The organism is Pseudohaliea rubra DSM 19751, assembly GCF_000764025.1.
Lineage (GTDB): Bacteria > Pseudomonadota > Gammaproteobacteria > Pseudomonadales > Halieaceae > Pseudohaliea > Pseudohaliea rubra.
Genome location: NZ_KN234795.1, coordinates 1 through 16,092, shown reverse-complemented (window position 1 = coordinate 16,092; position 16,092 = coordinate 1). Strand labels below are relative to the sequence as shown.

14 protein-coding genes are annotated in these 16,092 nt (G+C 68.3%); 6 read left to right on the top strand and 8 right to left on the bottom strand.

Annotated features, from left to right (window positions below; translation table 11 throughout):
- A partial coding sequence (locus HRUBRA_RS13400) for a hypothetical protein (protein WP_035517979.1) occupies positions 1-650 on the bottom strand: 650 nt, incomplete at its 3' end.
- A gap of 109 nt (positions 651-759) precedes the next feature.
- On the opposite strand from HRUBRA_RS13400, the gene uvrD reads away from it, so the two are divergent.
- Together uvrD and HRUBRA_RS13390 are read left to right on the top strand one after the other, a co-directional pair.
- A complete protein-coding gene (uvrD, locus tag HRUBRA_RS13395) occupies positions 760-2,910 on the top strand; it encodes a DNA helicase II (RefSeq protein ID WP_035517977.1) in 2,151 nt (716 codons plus the stop codon).
- A gap of 145 nt (positions 2,911-3,055) precedes the next feature.
- Positions 3,056-4,117 carry a TRAP transporter substrate-binding protein gene (locus HRUBRA_RS13390; RefSeq protein WP_236629877.1) on the top strand — a complete coding sequence of 354 codons (1,062 nt, stop codon included), beginning with the start codon at positions 3,056-3,058 and terminating at the stop codon, positions 4,115-4,117.
- A 145-nt stretch (positions 4,118-4,262) separates the two neighbouring features.
- On the opposite strand, the gene HRUBRA_RS13385 is transcribed toward HRUBRA_RS13390, so the two are convergent.
- From HRUBRA_RS13385 to HRUBRA_RS13375, 3 genes are read right to left on the bottom strand one after another with little or no spacing between them, the layout of a single operon-like run.
- Positions 4,263-4,655, bottom strand: a complete 393-nt coding sequence (locus HRUBRA_RS13385; RefSeq protein WP_035517975.1) for an acyl-CoA thioesterase — start codon at positions 4,653-4,655, stop codon at positions 4,263-4,265.
- Positions 4,656-4,680: 25 nt separating this feature from the next.
- Positions 4,681-6,045 (bottom strand): TRAP transporter large permease, encoded by a 1,365-nt coding sequence (locus tag HRUBRA_RS13380; RefSeq protein ID WP_035517974.1) that lies wholly within the window; start codon positions 6,043-6,045, stop codon positions 4,681-4,683.
- Positions 6,045-6,560 carry a TRAP transporter small permease subunit gene (locus HRUBRA_RS13375; RefSeq protein ID WP_035517984.1) on the bottom strand — a complete coding sequence of 172 codons (516 nt, stop codon included), beginning with the start codon at positions 6,558-6,560 and terminating at the stop codon, positions 6,045-6,047. Before HRUBRA_RS13375 ends, HRUBRA_RS13380 begins: the two co-directional genes overlap by 1 nt.
- A 109-nt stretch (positions 6,561-6,669) precedes the next feature.
- On the opposite strand from HRUBRA_RS13375, the gene yaaA reads away from it, so the two are divergent.
- Genes yaaA through HRUBRA_RS13360 form a run of 3 tightly spaced genes read left to right on the top strand, consistent with a single transcriptional unit; the run spans position 6,670 to position 9,534 of the window.
- Positions 6,670-7,446, top strand: coding sequence for a peroxide stress protein YaaA (gene yaaA, locus HRUBRA_RS13370; protein ID WP_035517973.1), 777 nt, complete (start codon positions 6,670-6,672; stop codon positions 7,444-7,446).
- A gap of 22 nt (positions 7,447-7,468) precedes the next feature.
- On the top strand, positions 7,469-8,935 hold the full coding sequence (locus HRUBRA_RS13365) for a flavin-containing monooxygenase (RefSeq protein WP_035517971.1): 1,467 nt from the start codon (positions 7,469-7,471) through the stop codon (positions 8,933-8,935).
- Positions 8,936-8,943: 8 nt separating this feature from the next.
- The gene (locus HRUBRA_RS13360; protein ID WP_035517969.1) at positions 8,944-9,534 is read left to right on the top strand and encodes a DUF938 domain-containing protein; all 591 of its coding nucleotides are present in this window, start codon (positions 8,944-8,946) and stop codon (positions 9,532-9,534) included.
- A gap of 3 nt (positions 9,535-9,537) precedes the next feature.
- Here the strand turns inward: HRUBRA_RS13360 and HRUBRA_RS13355 are convergent, their stop codons facing one another.
- Genes HRUBRA_RS13355 through HRUBRA_RS15455 form a run of 3 tightly spaced genes read right to left on the bottom strand, consistent with a single transcriptional unit; the run spans position 9,538 to position 12,240 of the window.
- The gene (locus tag HRUBRA_RS13355) at positions 9,538-10,704 is read right to left on the bottom strand and encodes a GNAT family N-acetyltransferase (RefSeq protein WP_322786730.1); all 1,167 of its coding nucleotides are present in this window, start codon (positions 10,702-10,704) and stop codon (positions 9,538-9,540) included.
- A gap of 15 nt (positions 10,705-10,719) precedes the next feature.
- Positions 10,720-11,610, bottom strand: a complete 891-nt coding sequence (ubiA, locus tag HRUBRA_RS13350; RefSeq protein WP_035517968.1) for a 4-hydroxybenzoate octaprenyltransferase — start codon at positions 11,608-11,610, stop codon at positions 10,720-10,722.
- Between the two features lie 12 nt (positions 11,611-11,622).
- Positions 11,623-12,240: a chorismate--pyruvate lyase family protein gene (locus tag HRUBRA_RS15455; RefSeq protein ID WP_161787617.1), complete on the bottom strand. Its 618-nt coding sequence runs from the start codon at positions 12,238-12,240 to the stop codon at positions 11,623-11,625.
- 150 nt (positions 12,241-12,390) lie between these two features.
- On the opposite strand from HRUBRA_RS15455, the gene HRUBRA_RS13340 reads away from it, so the two are divergent.
- Positions 12,391-13,761, top strand: a complete 1,371-nt coding sequence (locus tag HRUBRA_RS13340; RefSeq protein ID WP_035517966.1) for an FAD-dependent oxidoreductase — start codon at positions 12,391-12,393, stop codon at positions 13,759-13,761.
- 38 nt (positions 13,762-13,799) lie between these two features.
- Here HRUBRA_RS13340 and recG read toward each other — a convergent pair whose 3' ends face one another.
- Positions 13,800-15,860 (bottom strand): ATP-dependent DNA helicase RecG, encoded by a 2,061-nt coding sequence (gene recG / locus HRUBRA_RS13335; protein ID WP_035517965.1) that lies wholly within the window; start codon positions 15,858-15,860, stop codon positions 13,800-13,802.
- Positions 15,861-16,092 lie beyond the last annotated feature (232 nt).

Sequence of the window (16,092 nt, the reverse complement as noted above, 5' to 3'; positions counted from 1 at the left end):
GGCCAGCGGCGGCCCGCGGGCGGTGCGGCCGCCGCGAAGGGGGTGGCGTCCTCGTCGCTGTCGACCAGGGGTGCACGGGCAGGCTGGTCATCGCGATCTACGGAGGCAGGCCAGGGCGCGGGGGCATCGCTGTTGATATCTGCGTCGCTGTCGTCAGCGGAGGCGCCTGCGATCGTGTCTTCATCGCCCGTTTCGCTGTCTTCACCGTCGCCAGCATCGAGGGGATAGCGGTCTTCGCCCAGGGCGGCGAGTTCGCGTTCCGCCAGGGCGTTGAGGGCATCCCCGGCGGGATCATCGCGATCCACGGGGCGGTCGCTGCTGTGGGCGTCGTCGCGGTCACTCAGACCGGGTCCGCTAGCCGCCGGAGCGGCGCCGGACGACTCACCCTCGCGCTCACCGGCGGAAAAGCGGGCGTCGTCTTCGTTGTCCCGATCAACAAGCGGGTCTGTCTCCGGGGCCGCTTCGTCAACGAGGCGGTCCCGCCAGTCGTCACTGCTCTCGGCCCAGGGGTCGTCGGCCGCGGGGGAGCTGTCGACGACGTCGTCCTCGTCCTCTTCTGCCAGCCACGGCGGGGCGCCGTCGTCGTCTGCGTCCCGGTCGACCCAGCGATCATCGTCGAAGGGCGTCACTTCGTCGTCTTTGTCTGCCATGGCGGCGGCCTCGGGACAGGGTTCCGGGGATGGTACCCAGAGGCCCCGGGCGGCGCCAGCATTGCTCACCGGCCGTGAGCGCCGGCGGTAAAGCGGCTAGAATGCCGCGATGGACGTCAGCGATATTCTTTCCCCCCTCAACGAGGCCCAGCGCGAGGCCGTGGCCGCCGAGAGCCCCAACCTGCTGGTGCTCGCCGGCGCCGGCTCCGGCAAGACCCGGGTGCTGGTGCACCGCATTGCCTGGCTGGTCCGCGCCGGCGGCCTGTCGCCCCATGCCATTCTTGCCGTGACCTTCACCAACAAGGCGGCGCGGGAGATGCGCAGCCGCATCGAGCAGATGCTGGAGATCCCGGTGCACAGCATGTGGGTGGGTACCTTCCACGGCCTGGCGCACCGGCTGCTCAAGCTGCACTGGCAGGACGCCGGGCTGCCGCAGAACTTCCAGATCCTCGACAGTGACGACCAGCTGCGGCTGGTGAAGCGCGTCTGCCGGGAGCTGGAGCTCGACGAGGCGCGCTGGCCGGCGCGGCAGGCCCAGTGGTACATCAACGGCCAGAAGGACGAGGGGCTGCGCGCGGCGCATCTTGAGCCGCCCCCCGGTGATCTCTTTGCCCAGACCATGCTGCGCATCTACCGGACTTACGAGGTTGCCTGCGAGCGCGGTGGTCTGGTGGACTTTGCCGAGCTGCTGCTGCGCGCCCATGAGCTCTGGCTGAAAAAGCCGGAGGCCCTCGCCCACTACCAGGGCCGCTTCCGGCAGATCCTCGTGGACGAGTTCCAGGACACGAACACGATCCAGTACGCCTGGCTGCGCGTCCTTGCGGGCGGCCGCGTGCCGGTGGTCGCCGTGGGCGATGACGACCAGTCCATCTACGGCTGGCGCGGTGCGCGCATCGAGAACATCCAGCGCTTCAGCGACGACTTCTCCGGGGTGCAGACGGTGCGCCTGGAGCAGAATTACCGCTCCACGCAGACGATTCTGCGTGCCGCCAACGGCGTCATCGCCCACAACGCCGGCCGCCTCGGTAAGGAGCTGTGGACCGCCGGCGACAGCGGTGAGCCGATCCAGCTCTATGCCGGCTACAACGAGCACGACGAGGCCCGCTTCATCGTCGAGACCCTTGAGGACTGGCTCCGCCATGGGAATCCCCGGCGCTCTGTTGCCATACTGTACCGCTCCAACGCTCAGTCCCGGGTGCTGGAGGAGGCGCTGATCCGCGCCGCTGTGCCCTACCGCATCTATGGTGGTCAGCGCTTCTACGAGCGCATGGAGATCCGCAACGCGCTGGCCTACCTGCGTCTGCTGGTGAACCGCGGCGACGATGCGGCCATGGAGCGGGTCATCAATACGCCGCCCAGGGGTATCGGCGGCAAGACCATCGATACGCTGCGAGAGCTCGCCCGGGAGCGCGACGTGTCCCTGTGGCTGGCCATGGCTATCGCGGCGGAGGAAAAGCTGCTGGCGTCGCGTGCGCTGACCGCCCTCGAGGGCTTCCGGGTGCTCATTGACGAGCTCGACGGGGGCACCGACAGCATGAGCCTCGAGGAGCTGACTGAGACGGTCGTTCAGGGCGCGGGCCTTATCGACCTGTACCGCCGGGAAAAGGGCGAGCGCGGCCAGGCCCGGGTCGAAAACCTCGAGGAGCTGATTACGGCAGCGCGGCAGTTCGCCCCGGCGGGCGAGGAGCTGTCACCGCTGCAGCAGTTCCTCGATAACGCCGCCCTCGATGCCGGTGACAACCAGGCTGAGGCGCACGAGGACAGCGTACAGCTTATGACCCTGCACTCGGCCAAGGGCCTGGAGTTTCCCCTGGTGTTCCTCGCCGGCATGGAGGAGAACCTGTTCCCGCACCGCATGTCCGTTGAGGAACCGGGCCGTCTGGAGGAGGAGCGCCGGCTCTGCTACGTGGGCATCACCCGCGCCATGGAGCGCCTGGTGCTCACCTACGCCGAGACGCGCCGGCTTCACGGCAGCGAAAGCTATAACGCACCCTCCCGCTTTCTCCGCGAGATCCCCGGTGAGCTCCTGCACGAGGTGCGCCTGCAGAGCAGCGTCAGCCGTCCTCTCGGGTCTCTGGCGCAGCCGTCTCTGGCGGACGCCGCGTTCAGCCTGGGACAGCGCGTGTACCATCAGGTCTTCGGCGAAGGGGTCGTGCTAAACTTCGAGGGCCGCGGCGCCAGTGCCCGGGTCGAGGTGAACTTCGACGGCGAGGGCAGCAAGTGGCTGGTGCTGCAATACGCGAAGCTCCAGGCGCTCTAGCGACGTCGGTGGCCCGCCCATAAGAGCAGAAAAACGGTAGCGTCCATCCGTGAACAAGGTCCAGCCCCTCGTCATTCTTGTCCTTACGGCCGCCCTGGTGGCGGTCCTGGGCTTCTGGGCGGCGCAGCGCGCCGGCGATGGTCCGATAGCCATTGCCGGGCCCGGCGCCCAGGGCGGCCAGCGTTTCCAGTGGAAGCTGGTCACCACCTGGCCGAAGAACCTCCCCGGCCTCGGCGCGGCGCCGGAGACCTTTGCCCGCCTTGTGGGCGAAATGAGCAACGGGCGACTCTCGGTGCGTGTCTACGGCGCGGGGGAGATCGTTCCGGCCCTCGGGGTTTTTGATGCGGTGTCCGGCGGCGTGGCCGAAATGGGCCACGGCGCCGCCTACTACTGGAAGGGCAAGATTCCCGCCGCGGTGTTCTTCACGGCGGTCCCCTTCGGCATGACCGCCCAGGAGATGAACGGCTGGCTGCACTACGGTGGCGGTGAGGCGCTCTGGCGTGAGACGTATGCGCCTTTTGGCGTCGTGCCCTTCGCCGGCGGCAGCACCGGCGTGCAGATGGCTGGCTGGTTCAATCGTGAACTCAATTCCCGGGACGACCTCCGTGGGCTGAAGATGCGTATCCCCGGGCTGGCCGGTGAGGTCTTCACGGCGGCGGGCGGCACGGCGGTGAACATCCCCGGTGGCGAGATCTACACCTCCATGCAGACCGGCGTCATCGACGCCGTGGAGTGGGTCGGCCCCTATAACGACCTTGCCCTGGGTCTGCACGAGGTGGCGGAGTACTACTACTATCCGGGCTGGCACGAGCCCGGGGCCATGCTTGAGTTCATTGTGAACGCCGATGCCCTCGCCACCCTGCCCGATGATCTCAAGGCCATCGTCCGCCATGCGGCCCGGGCCACCAACCAGGATATGCTCGACGAGTTCACGGCGCGCAACAATGCCGCTCTGGAAAACCTGGTGACCAGGCACGCGGTGAAACTGCGTCGTCTGCCTGACGATGTGCTCGCGCTGCTGGAGGAAAAGAGCCGGGAGGTGCTGGCGAAGCTGGTCGCCGGCGACCCCATGGCGCGTAAGGTCTATGACTCCTACGGGGACTATCTCGAGGCCGTGCGCGCCTACCACGGGATTTCCGAGCAGGCTTATATCAATGCCCGCTCCGAGGTGCTGGGCGATCCGGTGCGGGAGAGAAAGCCCCGTTGATCCTGGCTTTCCGGACCGGAAGCACGCGCTTCGCCACGGGCGGGCGCGGACGCCTTCTCGCAGTGGCTCCACGATATTCGCTTGGTGACAGAAGGGCTCGCACCCGCCCGCCCCGGAGAAGTGCGGCGATCGGAAAGCAGACGGCCTAGCTCTTGATGGTGCGGGTGCGGCGCTTGTCGTCGATGGCGACGAAAATGAACTCCCCCTCGGTCACCTTGATGGGCTCGCCGTCGTGCGGTGAGTCAATCCAGACCTCGACCACGATGCGGATGGAGCTGCGGCCGATTTCGATGACGTCGCAGTAGCAGGAGACCACGGCGCCGACGTGCACCGGCGTGATGAAGGCCATGCCCTCGATCGCCACCGTGGCCACCCGGCCGCTGGCCACCTCGCGGGCGGCGATGGCGCCGGCCAGATCCATCTGCGACAACAGCCAGCCGCCGAAGATATCGCCCTCGGCGTTTGTGTCCTTGGGCATGGCGATAGTCTGCAGCGCCAGTTCGCCCTGGGGCGTCGGAGTGGAATCGATGTCGCTCATGGCTGCCAGTTCCCGGTTTCGAACCCTAGTCCGTCAGTGCCGCCGGCAGCCAGGTGGCCAGCGCCGGCCAGCGCCAGAGGGCGGCGATTACAAGTAGCTGAATCACGATAAATGGTATCACGCCGCGGTAGATTGCGCCCGTGGGCAGCTGGCCGGCGGCCACGCCGCGCAGGTAGAACAGGGCGAAGCCGAAGGGTGGTGTGAGGAACGAGGTCTGCAGGTTGAGGGCGATCATGATGCCGAGCCAGATCGGGTCCAGCCCCATCATCAGCAGCACCGGCCCGACGATGGGCACGACGACGAAGGTGATTTCGATGAAGTCGAGAATGAAGCCGAGGAGGAAGATCAGCGCCATAACGAATAGCGTCGCGCCGAAGACCCCGCCGGGCAGGTCCGTGAGAAAGGCGTGGATCAGCTCTTCGCCACCGAAGCCGCGGAAGACCAGGGAGAAAACAGCCGCACCGACCAGGATCATGAACACCATGGCAGTGATTTCCAGGGTGTTACGCAGTGCCGCACGCAGTCGCTCCAGGGGTATTTCACCCTTCGCCAGGGCCAGCAGCCAGGCACCCACGGCGCCGACGCCGGCGGCCTCCGTGGGCGTCGCGGCACCGGCGAGAATTGAGCCCAGGACCAGACCAATAAGCAACAGCGGCGGCAGCAGGCCGCGCAGGAAGACCGCCGTGTCCACCGGTTCCCGCCTGCCCGCCGGGAGCAGCCCCGGGCGCAGCCAGGCGACCAGCAGCAGGAACACCATATACAGCGCAACCAGCAGCAGCCCCGGTACCAGCGCGCCCACGAAGAGGTCACCGACAGAGAGCGTGTCCGGGCTGTACACGTTCATGCGCAGCTGAGCCTGCTGGTAGGCACTGGACAGCACGTCGCCGAGGAGCACCAGCGCGATGGAGGGCGGAATGATCTGGCCGAGGGTGCCGGTGGCGCAGATGGTGCCGGCGGCAATCGCCGGGCTGTAGCCGGCGCGCAGCATGCTCGGCAGGGACAGCAGCCCCATGGTCACCACCGTGGCGCCGACGATCCCGGTGCTGGCGGCGAGCAGCATACCCACCAGGACCACGGACAGAGACAGGCCGCCGCGCACGCCGCCGAGGAGGTGCGCCATGTTGGCGAGGAGTTCCTCGGCGACCTTCGATTTTTCGAGGATCACCCCCATGAGTACGAATAGCGGTACGGCGATGAGCGTGGTGTTGCTCATGGTGCCGAACAGGCGGCCGGGCAGGGCGGAGAGGAAGGCGGCATCGAAGACCCCGGCGATGATGCCGCCAGCGGCGAAGGCCAGGGCGGTGCCGGCGAGGGTGAAGGCCACCGGGTAGCCGAGCATGAGCAGCAGGCACACGGCCGCGAACAGCCACAGGGCGATGGTGCCGTCCATCAGGCGGTCTCTTCCCCGGCGAGGATGAGCGCGTTGCGCAGGAGCTCGGCAATCCCCTGCAGGGCCAGGTTCGCGGCCATGAGCGGCAGCAGCGTTTTCAGCAGGAACACTGCCGGGATACCCCCTGCGTCGGCGGAGCTTTCGTGCACGGACCAGGCCTGGGCGACGAAAGACAGGCTGCCGAGGCCGATGAGCGCGCAGAGCGGCAGCAGGAAGACAATGCTGCCGAGGCTGTCGATCCAGGCCCGGGTGCGCGGGGAGACGCGCTGGTAGAAGATGTCCACGCGCACGTGGGCGCCGTTTTTCAGGGCATAGGCCGCGCCGAGCATGAACAGGGTGGCGTGGAGGTAGGTGACGGCTTCCTGCGCCGCGATGGACCCGAGCCCCAGCCCATAGCGAAGGAGCACCACGGCGGCGGTGAGCAGGGCCATGGCTGCTGCCAGCCAGGCCAGGCAGCGGCCGCAGGCCTCGGTGAAGGCGTCGATGAACTGCACGAGCCGGCGGACCCGGGTCATGGCAGGCTGATCCTTTTTGATAAACCGCGCGAAGGGTATCATAGCGCGCTGCAACCGCGGTTCCGTGGTGGCGCCCGGCGCCACATCCCCGCCATGCCAGGAGGCTTCCATGCTCACCGTGCTCTCGCCCGCCAAGACCCTCGACTTCGAGACCGCGCCCGGCACCCGCCGGACCACGCAGCCGGAATTTCTCGACGCCGCCGCCGAGCTGGTGGAGGACGCCCGCGGCCTCGCGCCGGACGCCATCCGCGAGCTCATGGGTGTGAGCGACAAGATCGCGGAGCTCAACCACCAGCGCTTTATGAACTGGGCACCGCCTTTTGACCTCGGCAATGCCAAGCAGGCCGTGCTCGCTTTTCGCGGCGATGTATACAGCGGCCTCGAGGCCGAGACCCTCGACAGCGCGGGCCTCGCCTTCGCGCAGAAGCATCTGCGCATCCTGTCCGGGCTCTACGGCCTCCTGCGCCCCCTCGACCTGATGCAGCCCTACCGGCTGGAAATGGGGCTCAAGTTCGCCAACCGCGGCGGTGCCAACCTCTACCGCTTCTGGGGTGACCGCATCACCCGGAGCCTCGACCGCCAGCTCGGCAAGAGCGGCAGCCGGGTGCTGGTAAACCTCGCCTCCAACGAGTACTTCAAGGCGGTGCAGCCAAAGGCGCTGGACGCCGAAGTGATCACACCGGTGTTCAAGGATCTCAAGGGCGGCAAATACAAGATCATTTCTTTTTATGCCAAGAAAGCCCGGGGCCAGATGGCCCGCTACATCATCGACAACGGGATCAACGACCCGGACGGGCTCAAGGACTTTGCTGTGGCCGGCTATCGCTTCAGCCGCAATGAATCCTCCGCGCGGGAGCTGGTTTTCACCCGCGATGCCCCGGCCTGAGGGGCCCTGACAGGGAGCTTACGTGGCAGCTGACAACAACAGCCACCAGGTCATCATCATCGGCGCCGGTATGTCCGGCCTGTGCATGGGTATCGCTCTGCTCAAGCGCGGTATCCGCGATTTTGTCATCCTGGAGAAATCGCCTGCGGTGGGCGGTACCTGGTATGACAACAGCTACCCGGGGGCCTGCTGCGATGTCCCCTCGGTGCTGTACAGCTACTCTTTCGCGCCGAAGCCGGACTGGAGCCGCCTGCACGCGCCCCACGACGAGATCCGCGCCTACTTCGAGGACACGGCGGAGCGCTTCGGCCTGCGCCGGCACCTGCGCCTGTCCACCTCCGTGAAGCGCGCCGCCTTCGGCGACGACGACCTTTGGCATGTCGAGCTTGCGAGCGGCGAACGCCTCTCGGCGCGGGCGCTGGTCAGCGGCCTCGGCCAGCTCAACGTGCCCTTCACGCCGACCTTCCCGGGCGCGGAGCGTTTCGAGGGCGAGAGCTTCCATTCGGCGCGCTGGAACCACGACCTGCCCCTGGCCGGCAAGCGGGTGGCGGTGATCGGCACGGCCGCCAGCGCCCTGCAGTTCATTCCCCACGTGGCGCGGGAGGCAGCGCAGCTTTACGTCTACCAGCGCAGCCCCAATTACGTCGTTCGCCGCGGCGACCGGGCCTACCACGATTGGGAAAAGCGTCTCTTCGCCCGGCTGCCCCTGGCGCAGAAGCTGGCCCGGCTGCTGGTCTGGCTTCGCGGCGAGTGGGTGCTCTACCCGGTGCTGCGCAGCAAGAGTCGCATCACCCGGGCGCTGCTGGAGCGCAAGAGCCGGCAGTATCTGGAGGAGGAGGTCGACGACCCCACGCTGCGCGAAAAACTGACGCCCCGCTATCGCATCGGCTGCAAGCGCATCCTATTCTCCGACGACTACTACAGCGCCTTCCGGCGCAGCACCGTAGAGCTGGTGACTTCGCCCATCGAGGGCATTGATGAGCCGGGCGTAATCACCGCCGACGGCGCGGCACGACCAGTGGATGTGATCATCTATGGCACCGGCTTCCAGACCCACCCGATGCAGGGCCAGGTCGAGTTCGCCGGCCGCGGAGGCCGCACCCTGGCCGAGGCCTGGGCTGATGGCGAGGAGGCCTACCGCGGCGTGTGCACCGCCGGTTTTCCGAATTTCTTCATGCTCTACGGGCCCAACAGCAATCTCGGCAGCAACTCCATCATCTTCATGGTCGAGCGCCAGTGCCGCTACGTGGCCGCCTGCATCGACAAGCTGCTGGTGCACGACTTAAAGCGCCTGGAGGTGAACCCCGGCGTCCAGCGGGCCTACAACGACCGCATGCAGGGCGAGCTGGCGCAGACCGTGTGGGCCTCCGACTGCGACAGCTGGTACAAGGACGGCAAGGGCCGGATCAGCAACAACTGGCCGCGTTCCACCGCCGCCTACTGGTGGCACATGCGCACCCCGGACTTTGCCGACTTCGACATGGCTTGAGACGACGTATGGAACTGCCCTTCTCCCAGGCCTGCGAAAACAACCGGAAACCGATCTTGGCGGTGCTCCGGGAGGCCTTCGCCGACTGCAGGGCGGCCCTTGAGATCGGCGCCGGCACCGGCCAGCATGCCACCGCCTTTGCCCCCGCCATGCCCTGGCTGCGCTGGCAGCCCACGGAGCATCGGGACGCCCTCGCCTTCCTCGAGCCGCGCTGCCGTGCCTTCCCCGCGGCGAACCTCGAGGCCCCGCTTGCGCTGGACGTTTGTGAGCGGCCCTGGCCCGTGCCCGTGCCGGACGGCGTGTTCACCGCGAACACGCTACATATCATGCCCTGGGCAGCCACCGAGGCGCTCTTCGAGGCGCTGGCGGACGCCGCGGCGGGGACGGTAGTGGCGGTCTACGGGCCCTTCAACTATGACGGGCGTTACACGTCGCAGAGCAACGCGCAGTTCGACCAGTGGTTGGCGGCGCGCTCGCCGCACAGCGCCATCCGGGACTTCGAAGCGGTGGATAAGCTTGCCGCCGGTGCCGGCTTTGTCCTCGACGGCGACCACGCCATGCCCGCGAACAACCGCCTGCTGCGCTGGCGTCGCGGTTGAAGTTCAGCCCGCGCCCTCGGCCCGGAAGGGCAGCAGCTTCGCCGCCTCCCGGCGGTAGGCCTCCACGTGGTCCAGCTCCTCCCGGGTGAAGGCGGCGACGGCGTCGGCGAGCGCCGGCTCGGCGATCCAGTGGCTGGAGCGGGTATGGATCGGCTCGAAGCCGCGCTGGATCTTGTGCTCGCCCTGGGCGCCGGGGTCGAAGCGGCCGATGCCCTCGGCAATGCAGTAGTCGATGCCCCGGTAGTAGCAGGCCTCGAAGTGCAGGCAGTCGAACTCCTCCTCGCAGCCCCAGTAGCGGCCGTAGAGCGTGTCCTCGCCGCGGAAGTAGAGGGCACCGGCGACGTCGCGGCCGTCCCGTTCCGCAAGCACCATGACCACTTGGTCGCCGAGGCGCGGCGCCACCTCCGTGAAGAAGGCGCGATTCAGGTAACCGCCGTGTCCGCTGCGCTTGGCGTAGGTCAGCTGATAGAAGCGGTGGAAGGTCGCCCAGTCCGCGGGGCGGATCTCCGCCCCGGTGAGCGTGCGCAGCGTGAGCCCCTGCTCTTCGACCCGCCGGCGCTCCCGGCGCAGGGCCTTGCGCTTGCGGCTGGCAAAGGTGGCGAGGAAGTCGTCGAAGTCGCCGTAGCCGCGGTTGAACCAGTGGAACTGCACCGCGTGGCGCGTGGCCAGGCCGAACCCCTCCAGAAGGGCCGCTGTGTCCGGCTCCGGGAACAGGATGTGCCAGGATGAGATGCCGCGGCGCGCGGCCAGTTGCTGCACCCCGGCCAGCAGGCCGCCCCAGGCAGTCTCGCTGTCCATGCCGGGCTGCACCAGGAGCCGCGGGCCCGTGGCGGGAGTGAAGGGAATCGCCGTGACCAGCTTCGGGTAGTAGGACAGGCCCATGCGCCGCCAGGCGTCCGCCCAGGCCCAGTCGAAGACGTACTCGCCGTAGGAGTGGCCCTTCAGGTAGCCGGGGGCCGCTGCCGCGATGGTGCCGCTCTCGTCCCCGCCTTCCCTCAGCAGGAGGTGACAGGGCTGCCAGCCGCTGTCGGCGGTGGTGCAGCCGCTCTGCTCGAGGCCGACGAGGAAATCGTGGCGCAGGAACGGGTAGTCGCCGTTGGCGAGGCCGTCCCAGCTGGCCGCCGGCATGGCCTCCAGGCTGCCCAGGGCCTGCAGCGCGAACTCAGTCACGGGGCGCGGCGACCGTCAGCCGCCGAGGGCCGGCAGTGCGAAGTCGGCGGCGATGCCGAGGAACACCGCCAGACCTACCCAGCGGTTGTGCAGGAAGGCATGGAAGCACGCGGCCTCATCCTGGTGGCGAATAAGGTATAGGTGATAACCGAAGAGACCCGCGGTCACAAGCAGGCTGGCGCTGTAGTAGAGCCCGAGGCCGAAGCGCTCGCCGGCGAGATAGAGGGCGGCGAGGCAGAGCACCTGCAGCATGGCGATAACGTAGCGGTCGGCGTCGCCGAAGAGCACGGCGGTGCTCTTGATGCCGACCTGCAGGTCGTCGCGCCGGTCCACCATGGCGTACTTGGTGTCGTAGACCACCGTCCACAGCACATTGGCGGTGAACAGCAGCCACAGCGCCGGCGGCAGCTCTCCGCGCTGGGCGGCGAAGGCCATGGGGATGGCACAGGAGAAGGCGAGGCCGAGGACGATCTGCGGAAAGTGCGTGTAGCGCTTCATGAACGGATAGGTGGACGCAAGTAGCAGTGCCGGCACCGACAGCATAACCGTGAGCCGGTTGGTCAGCAGCACGAGGCCGAAGGCGAGCAGGCACAGCGTGCAGAACAGGGCAACGGCCTCGTTCACCGAGACCCTGCCGGTGACCAGCGGGCGCTCCCGGGTGCGGGTGACGCCGCCATCGAAGTTGCGGTCGGCCAGATCGTTGATGATGCAGCCCGCCGAGCGCATGAGAAAGGTGCCGATGCTGAAGATCACCAGCAGGTCGAAGTCCGGCAGACCTTCGGCAGCGATCCACAGGGCCCAGAGCGTCGGCCACAGCAGCAGCAGCGTGCCGATGGGCCGGTCCCAGCGGATCAGCTGCAGCAGTGCGGTGGCCTTGTCCGGCGACGGTTGGCTGAGGGTCGTCATGGGGACTAGAGCTTACTGCGTTGCGGGCAGGATTGCAGCGCTCACACGCCGTCGCGAGCCGCGTTCGACGCCCGTGCCGGGCGCCCGGAGCCGGAACGGCATGAGAAAGACCTCGCTGACCAGCAGCCGCTGGCCGTGCAGACGGAACACGGAGCGCCGGGCCCAGGCCGAGTTTTCCTGACGCAGCGATCGGGGCAGGTAGCGGCTGTCGCCGCTGAGCAGGGCTACCTGGAACGGGCTTCGACGCATGTCCGGGGCACTGAACAGAATTGCGCCCAGGGAACTGCCCTGGAGCTTGCGCAGGTGCGCGAGGCGGCCGCAGAGGCTGGCATAGGGGAATACGCTGCGCGCGAATACGACCGCCTCGCCGTCCAGGCGCAGGGCGACCTCGCGCACCAGGGCCTGCTGCCGCGGCCCGCTGGCGAGAACCCGCGCCTCGCTCGCCCGCGGTGTGCTCCAGCGCTGACTCAGGCGCTCCACGCGAAAGGTGCCCCCGCTCGCCACCAGCCGGCGGGTGAGCGAGCCGTCATCGAGGAGCCAGGGGCGCAGGCCGTGGAGTCCTGCCAGGCGCGGGTCAACCGGACTGCGCCAGGCGGGGTCGGCGGAGCTGTCGGGCTGTACTCGGATCACCGGGGGTCGCTGTGCAGGGGAAGGCGCGAGGATGCGCCAGTTCGGCGACGCATGCAAGATGACCGCGCCCGCCGCTCTTGCACATTCCCCGCGGCTATTTATAGTGGTCGCTTTTCCACCCCCCGGGGGGTGGATGACAGGAGGAAGCGAATGAGCAAATGGGAATGTATCGTCTGCGGGCTGGTCTACGATGAGGCCAAGGGCTGGCCGGATGACGGCATTCCCCCGGGAACGCGCTGGGAGGACGTGCCCGAAGACTGGCTGTGCCCCGACTGTGGCGTCGGCAAGGAAGACTTCGAGCTCCTTGAAGAGTCGCCGGTGGAGGAGACGCCGCATCATCAGGAGGCCGAAGCAGACCGGGAGCAGGCCCCCATCGTCATCATAGGCACGGGCCTTGCCGGCTATGGCCTGGCGCGGGAAATCCGCCGCTACGACAGTGATACCCCGGTGATCCTCATTACTTCCGACGACGGGCGCTCCTACTCCAAGCCTATGCTGTCCACGGGTTATACGAAGAACACGGGTGCTGATGACCTCGCGCAGCAGGACGCTGGCGGCATGGGCACGCAGCTCGACGCCAAGGTGTGGACCCACACCCGGGTGAACGAAATCGACACCCAGAAGCAGCTCCTGCACGTGGGCGAAGACGCCACGGTGATCCACTACGGCAAGCTGGTGCTGGCCCTGGGTTCGACTGTCATCGAGCCGCCGCTGGGCGGCGACGGTATGGACTATGTCTACTCCGTGAATGACCTCATGGATTACGCCGATTTCCGCGCGGCCATGGTTGAGAACAAGGCCCGGCGGGTGTGCATCATCGGCGGCGGCCTCATTGGCTGCGAGTTCACCAACGACCTCCTGAACGGCGGCTATGACGTCGAGGTGGTGGATCCGCTCGGCTACTGTCTACCGACGCTGCTGCCGGAGACCGCTGGCAAGGCGGTGCAGGCGGCCCTTGCCGGGCAGGGGGCCGTCTTTCACTTCGGGGCGCTCGCCACGGCGGTTAACAAGGTCGATGGCGGGGTCGAAGTCGCGCTGGACAATGGTGAGGCCATCGTCGCAGACCTCGTTGTCTCCGCAGTCGGGGTGCGCCCGCGCACGGAGCTCGCGCGTGCCGCGGGGCTCGCTACCAACCGCGGCGTGGTCGCCAACCGCTACCTGGAGACCTCGGCGGAGAACGTCTATGCACTCGGTGACTGCGCCGAGGTCGAGGGTCATGTGCTCGTCTACGTGGCGCCGCTCATGGCAGCGGCCCGGGCCCTGGGCAAGACCCTCACCGGTGAGCGCACGGCGGTGAGCTATCCGGCCATGCCTGTGACCATCAAGACCCCCACCTGCCCGGTGGTGGTCGCGCCGCCGCCGGCCGGCGCCGAGGGCGAGTGGCAGATCGAGGCGGATGCCGCCAACGTACGCTGCGAGTTCCGCAACAGCGCCGGCGAACTCCTCGGCTTCGCCCTCACCGGCGAGGCTATCCGCGAGAAGATCGCATTGCAGAAGGCGCTGCCGCCGATCCTGCCCTAGCCGGGCGCCCCTGGCCGGGCGCCCCTGGCCGGGCGCCCCTACACACCAGCGAAGACCTGGCGGGTCCCGGTCCAGCGCTCGATGAGGGGCGCCACCCGTTCCGGGTGGCGCTGCGACAGCGTTTCCGCTTGTGTCTGCACGGCGTCCAGAAGGTCCTCATGCTCGGGCAGCCGCGCGACCCGGAAATCCATGAGCCCGGTCTGCCGCGTGCCCAGCACCTCCCCGGGGCCACGCAGCTCGAGGTCCTTGCGCGCGATGAAGAAGCCGTCGTTGCTTTCCCGCAGCGCCTGCAGGCGCTGCCGGCCGTTCGCCGAGAGCGGTGACTGGTAAAGCAGTACGCAGTGGCTCTCGGTGCTGCCGCGACCGACGCGGCCCCGGAGCTGGTGCAGCTGCGCCAGACCCAGGCGCTCCGGATTCTCGATGACCATTAGGCTCGCCCGGGGGACGTCGACGCCCACCTCAATGACCGTGGTTGCCACCAGCAGGTCGCAGGCGCCGGCTTTGAAGGCTGCCATGACCTCGGCCTTTTTTGCTGCCGGCAGCTTGCCGTGCACCAGACCGACCCGGAGCCCGGGCAGGCCTTCTGCCAGTTCCTCGAAAGTTGCCTCTGCCGCCTGGGCCTGCAGTACATCGCTCTCTTCGACAAGGGTGCACACCCAGTAGGCCTGGCGACCCTCGGCACAGGCGCCCGCGACCCGCTCGATGACCGTGTCGCGCCGGGCGCTGTCCACCAGCACCGTGTTCACGGGCTTGCGCCCCGGGGGCAGCTCGTCGATCACCGAGCAGTCCAGGTCCGCGTAGGCGACCATGGACAGGGTGCGCGGGATCGGGGTTGCGGTCATCACCAGCTGGTGCGGGTGCCAGTGGGCTGCCTTGTCCTTGAGGGACAGGCGCTGGTGAACGCCGAAGCGGTGCTGCTCGTCGACGATCAGCAGGCCGAGGCGGGCGAAGGCGACGGCGTCCTGGAACAGGGCGTGGGTGCCGATCACCAGGTCGGCGCTGCCGTCGCTGATGGCGGCCAGCGCCTCGCGCCGGGCCGCGCCCTTTACCCGGCCGCTGAGCCAGGCGATGGTCAACGGCTCCCCGGCGAACCAGCCCTCGAAATTGACCCGGTGCTGTTCCGCGAGGAGCTCCGTGGGCGCCATGATCGCTGCCTGGTAACCTGCGGCGATGGCCTGCCGGGCGGCCGCGGCGGCGACCAGGGTCTTGCCCGAGCCGACATCGCCCTGCACCAGGCGCAGCATAGGCGCCTCGCCGGCGAGGTCAGCGGCGATCTCCGCCATGACCCGTTCCTGGGCGCCGGTCGGGGCGAAGGGCAGCCGCGCGATGAAGGTGCGCAGGCCGGCGCTGTCGGCGGCCATGGGCGGGGCTCTCCGGGCCCGCTCCCGTGCCCGGAGGTGGCGCAGAGACAGGTGGTGAGCCAGCAGCTCTTCCCGGGCGAGGCGCAGCTGCGCCGGATGCCGGCCAGCCTGCAGCGCATCGAGTGCAGCACCGGCCGGCGGGGCATGGAGGTAGGCGATGGCGTCGGCGAGGGTGAACCCGTCGTCGTCGATATCAGCGAGGAGATCGGCAGGCGGGCACCGCTCCAGCAGGGCCACTGCCTGGCTGCAGAGCTTGCGCCACTGCTGCTGGCCGAGCCCCTCGGTGGTGGGGTAGATCGGCGTCAGACGGTCTTCCACCGGTGCCGGCGCCGGGCCCACGGCGCGATACTCCGGGTGCACGAGTTCCGCACCTCGTGGCCCGGCACGCACCTGGCCGAAGCAGCGAAGGCGCACGCCCGGCCGTAGGGACTGCTTCTGGGCGTTGCTGAAGTGGAAGAAGCGCAGCGTCAGCGTACCGGTGCCGTCCTGGAGCACGACCAGCAGGCTGCGGCGGCGGCCGAAGGTGACGTCTGCGCCGCGCACCTCTCCCTCCACCACCGCTTCGCTGCCCTCGACCAGGCCTCCGATGGGCGTGACGCGGGTCCGGTCCTGGTAGCGCAGGGGAAAGTGGAACAGCAGATCCTCGACCCGCTCGATGCCGTAGGCCTGCAGGCGGGCGGCCAGTTTCGGGCCTACGCCGCGCAAGCCGGTCAGTTCCTGCGCTATGATGGATGCCATGCCGTTACGTGTTGCCACACCTGCCGCTTCGCGCCGCAATTGTCGCATGAGCCGCCCCGGGGCGGGTCATCCGCAGCGGCCGGAGGCCGGGGAGTGAGCGCCACGGTGCTCTTCGTGGGCGCCGGGGACCTCGCGGCGCGCTGCGCCGCTGCCCTCACGGCCGCTCTTTCCTCCGATCCGGCGGGCCCCCTGGCCGGCGCCAGGCTGGTGGGCCTGCGCCGCGACATCGATG

What these genes read in the sequence shown, in the direction of transcription:
- HRUBRA_RS13385 (WP_035517975.1), bottom strand. Translation starts at nt 4,655, where the DNA reads ATGAGCGACATCGATTCCACTCCGACGCCCCAGGGCGAACTGGCGCTG.
- HRUBRA_RS13360 (WP_035517969.1), top strand. Translation starts at nt 8,944, where the DNA reads ATGGAACTGCCCTTCTCCCAGGCCTGCGAAAACAACCGGAAACCGATC.
- uvrD (WP_035517977.1), top strand. Translation starts at nt 760, where the DNA reads ATGGACGTCAGCGATATTCTTTCCCCCCTCAACGAGGCCCAGCGCGAG.
- yaaA (WP_035517973.1), top strand. Translation starts at nt 6,670, where the DNA reads ATGCTCACCGTGCTCTCGCCCGCCAAGACCCTCGACTTCGAGACCGCG.
- HRUBRA_RS13375 (WP_035517984.1), bottom strand. Translation starts at nt 6,560, where the DNA reads ATGACCCGGGTCCGCCGGCTCGTGCAGTTCATCGACGCCTTCACCGAG.
- recG (WP_035517965.1), bottom strand. Translation starts at nt 15,860, where the DNA reads ATGGCATCCATCATAGCGCAGGAACTGACCGGCTTGCGCGGCGTAGGC.
- HRUBRA_RS13340 (WP_035517966.1), top strand. Translation starts at nt 12,391, where the DNA reads ATGAGCAAATGGGAATGTATCGTCTGCGGGCTGGTCTACGATGAGGCC.
- HRUBRA_RS13380 (WP_035517974.1), bottom strand. Translation starts at nt 6,045, where the DNA reads ATGGACGGCACCATCGCCCTGTGGCTGTTCGCGGCCGTGTGCCTGCTG.
- ubiA (WP_035517968.1), bottom strand. Translation starts at nt 11,610, where the DNA reads ATGACGACCCTCAGCCAACCGTCGCCGGACAAGGCCACCGCACTGCTG.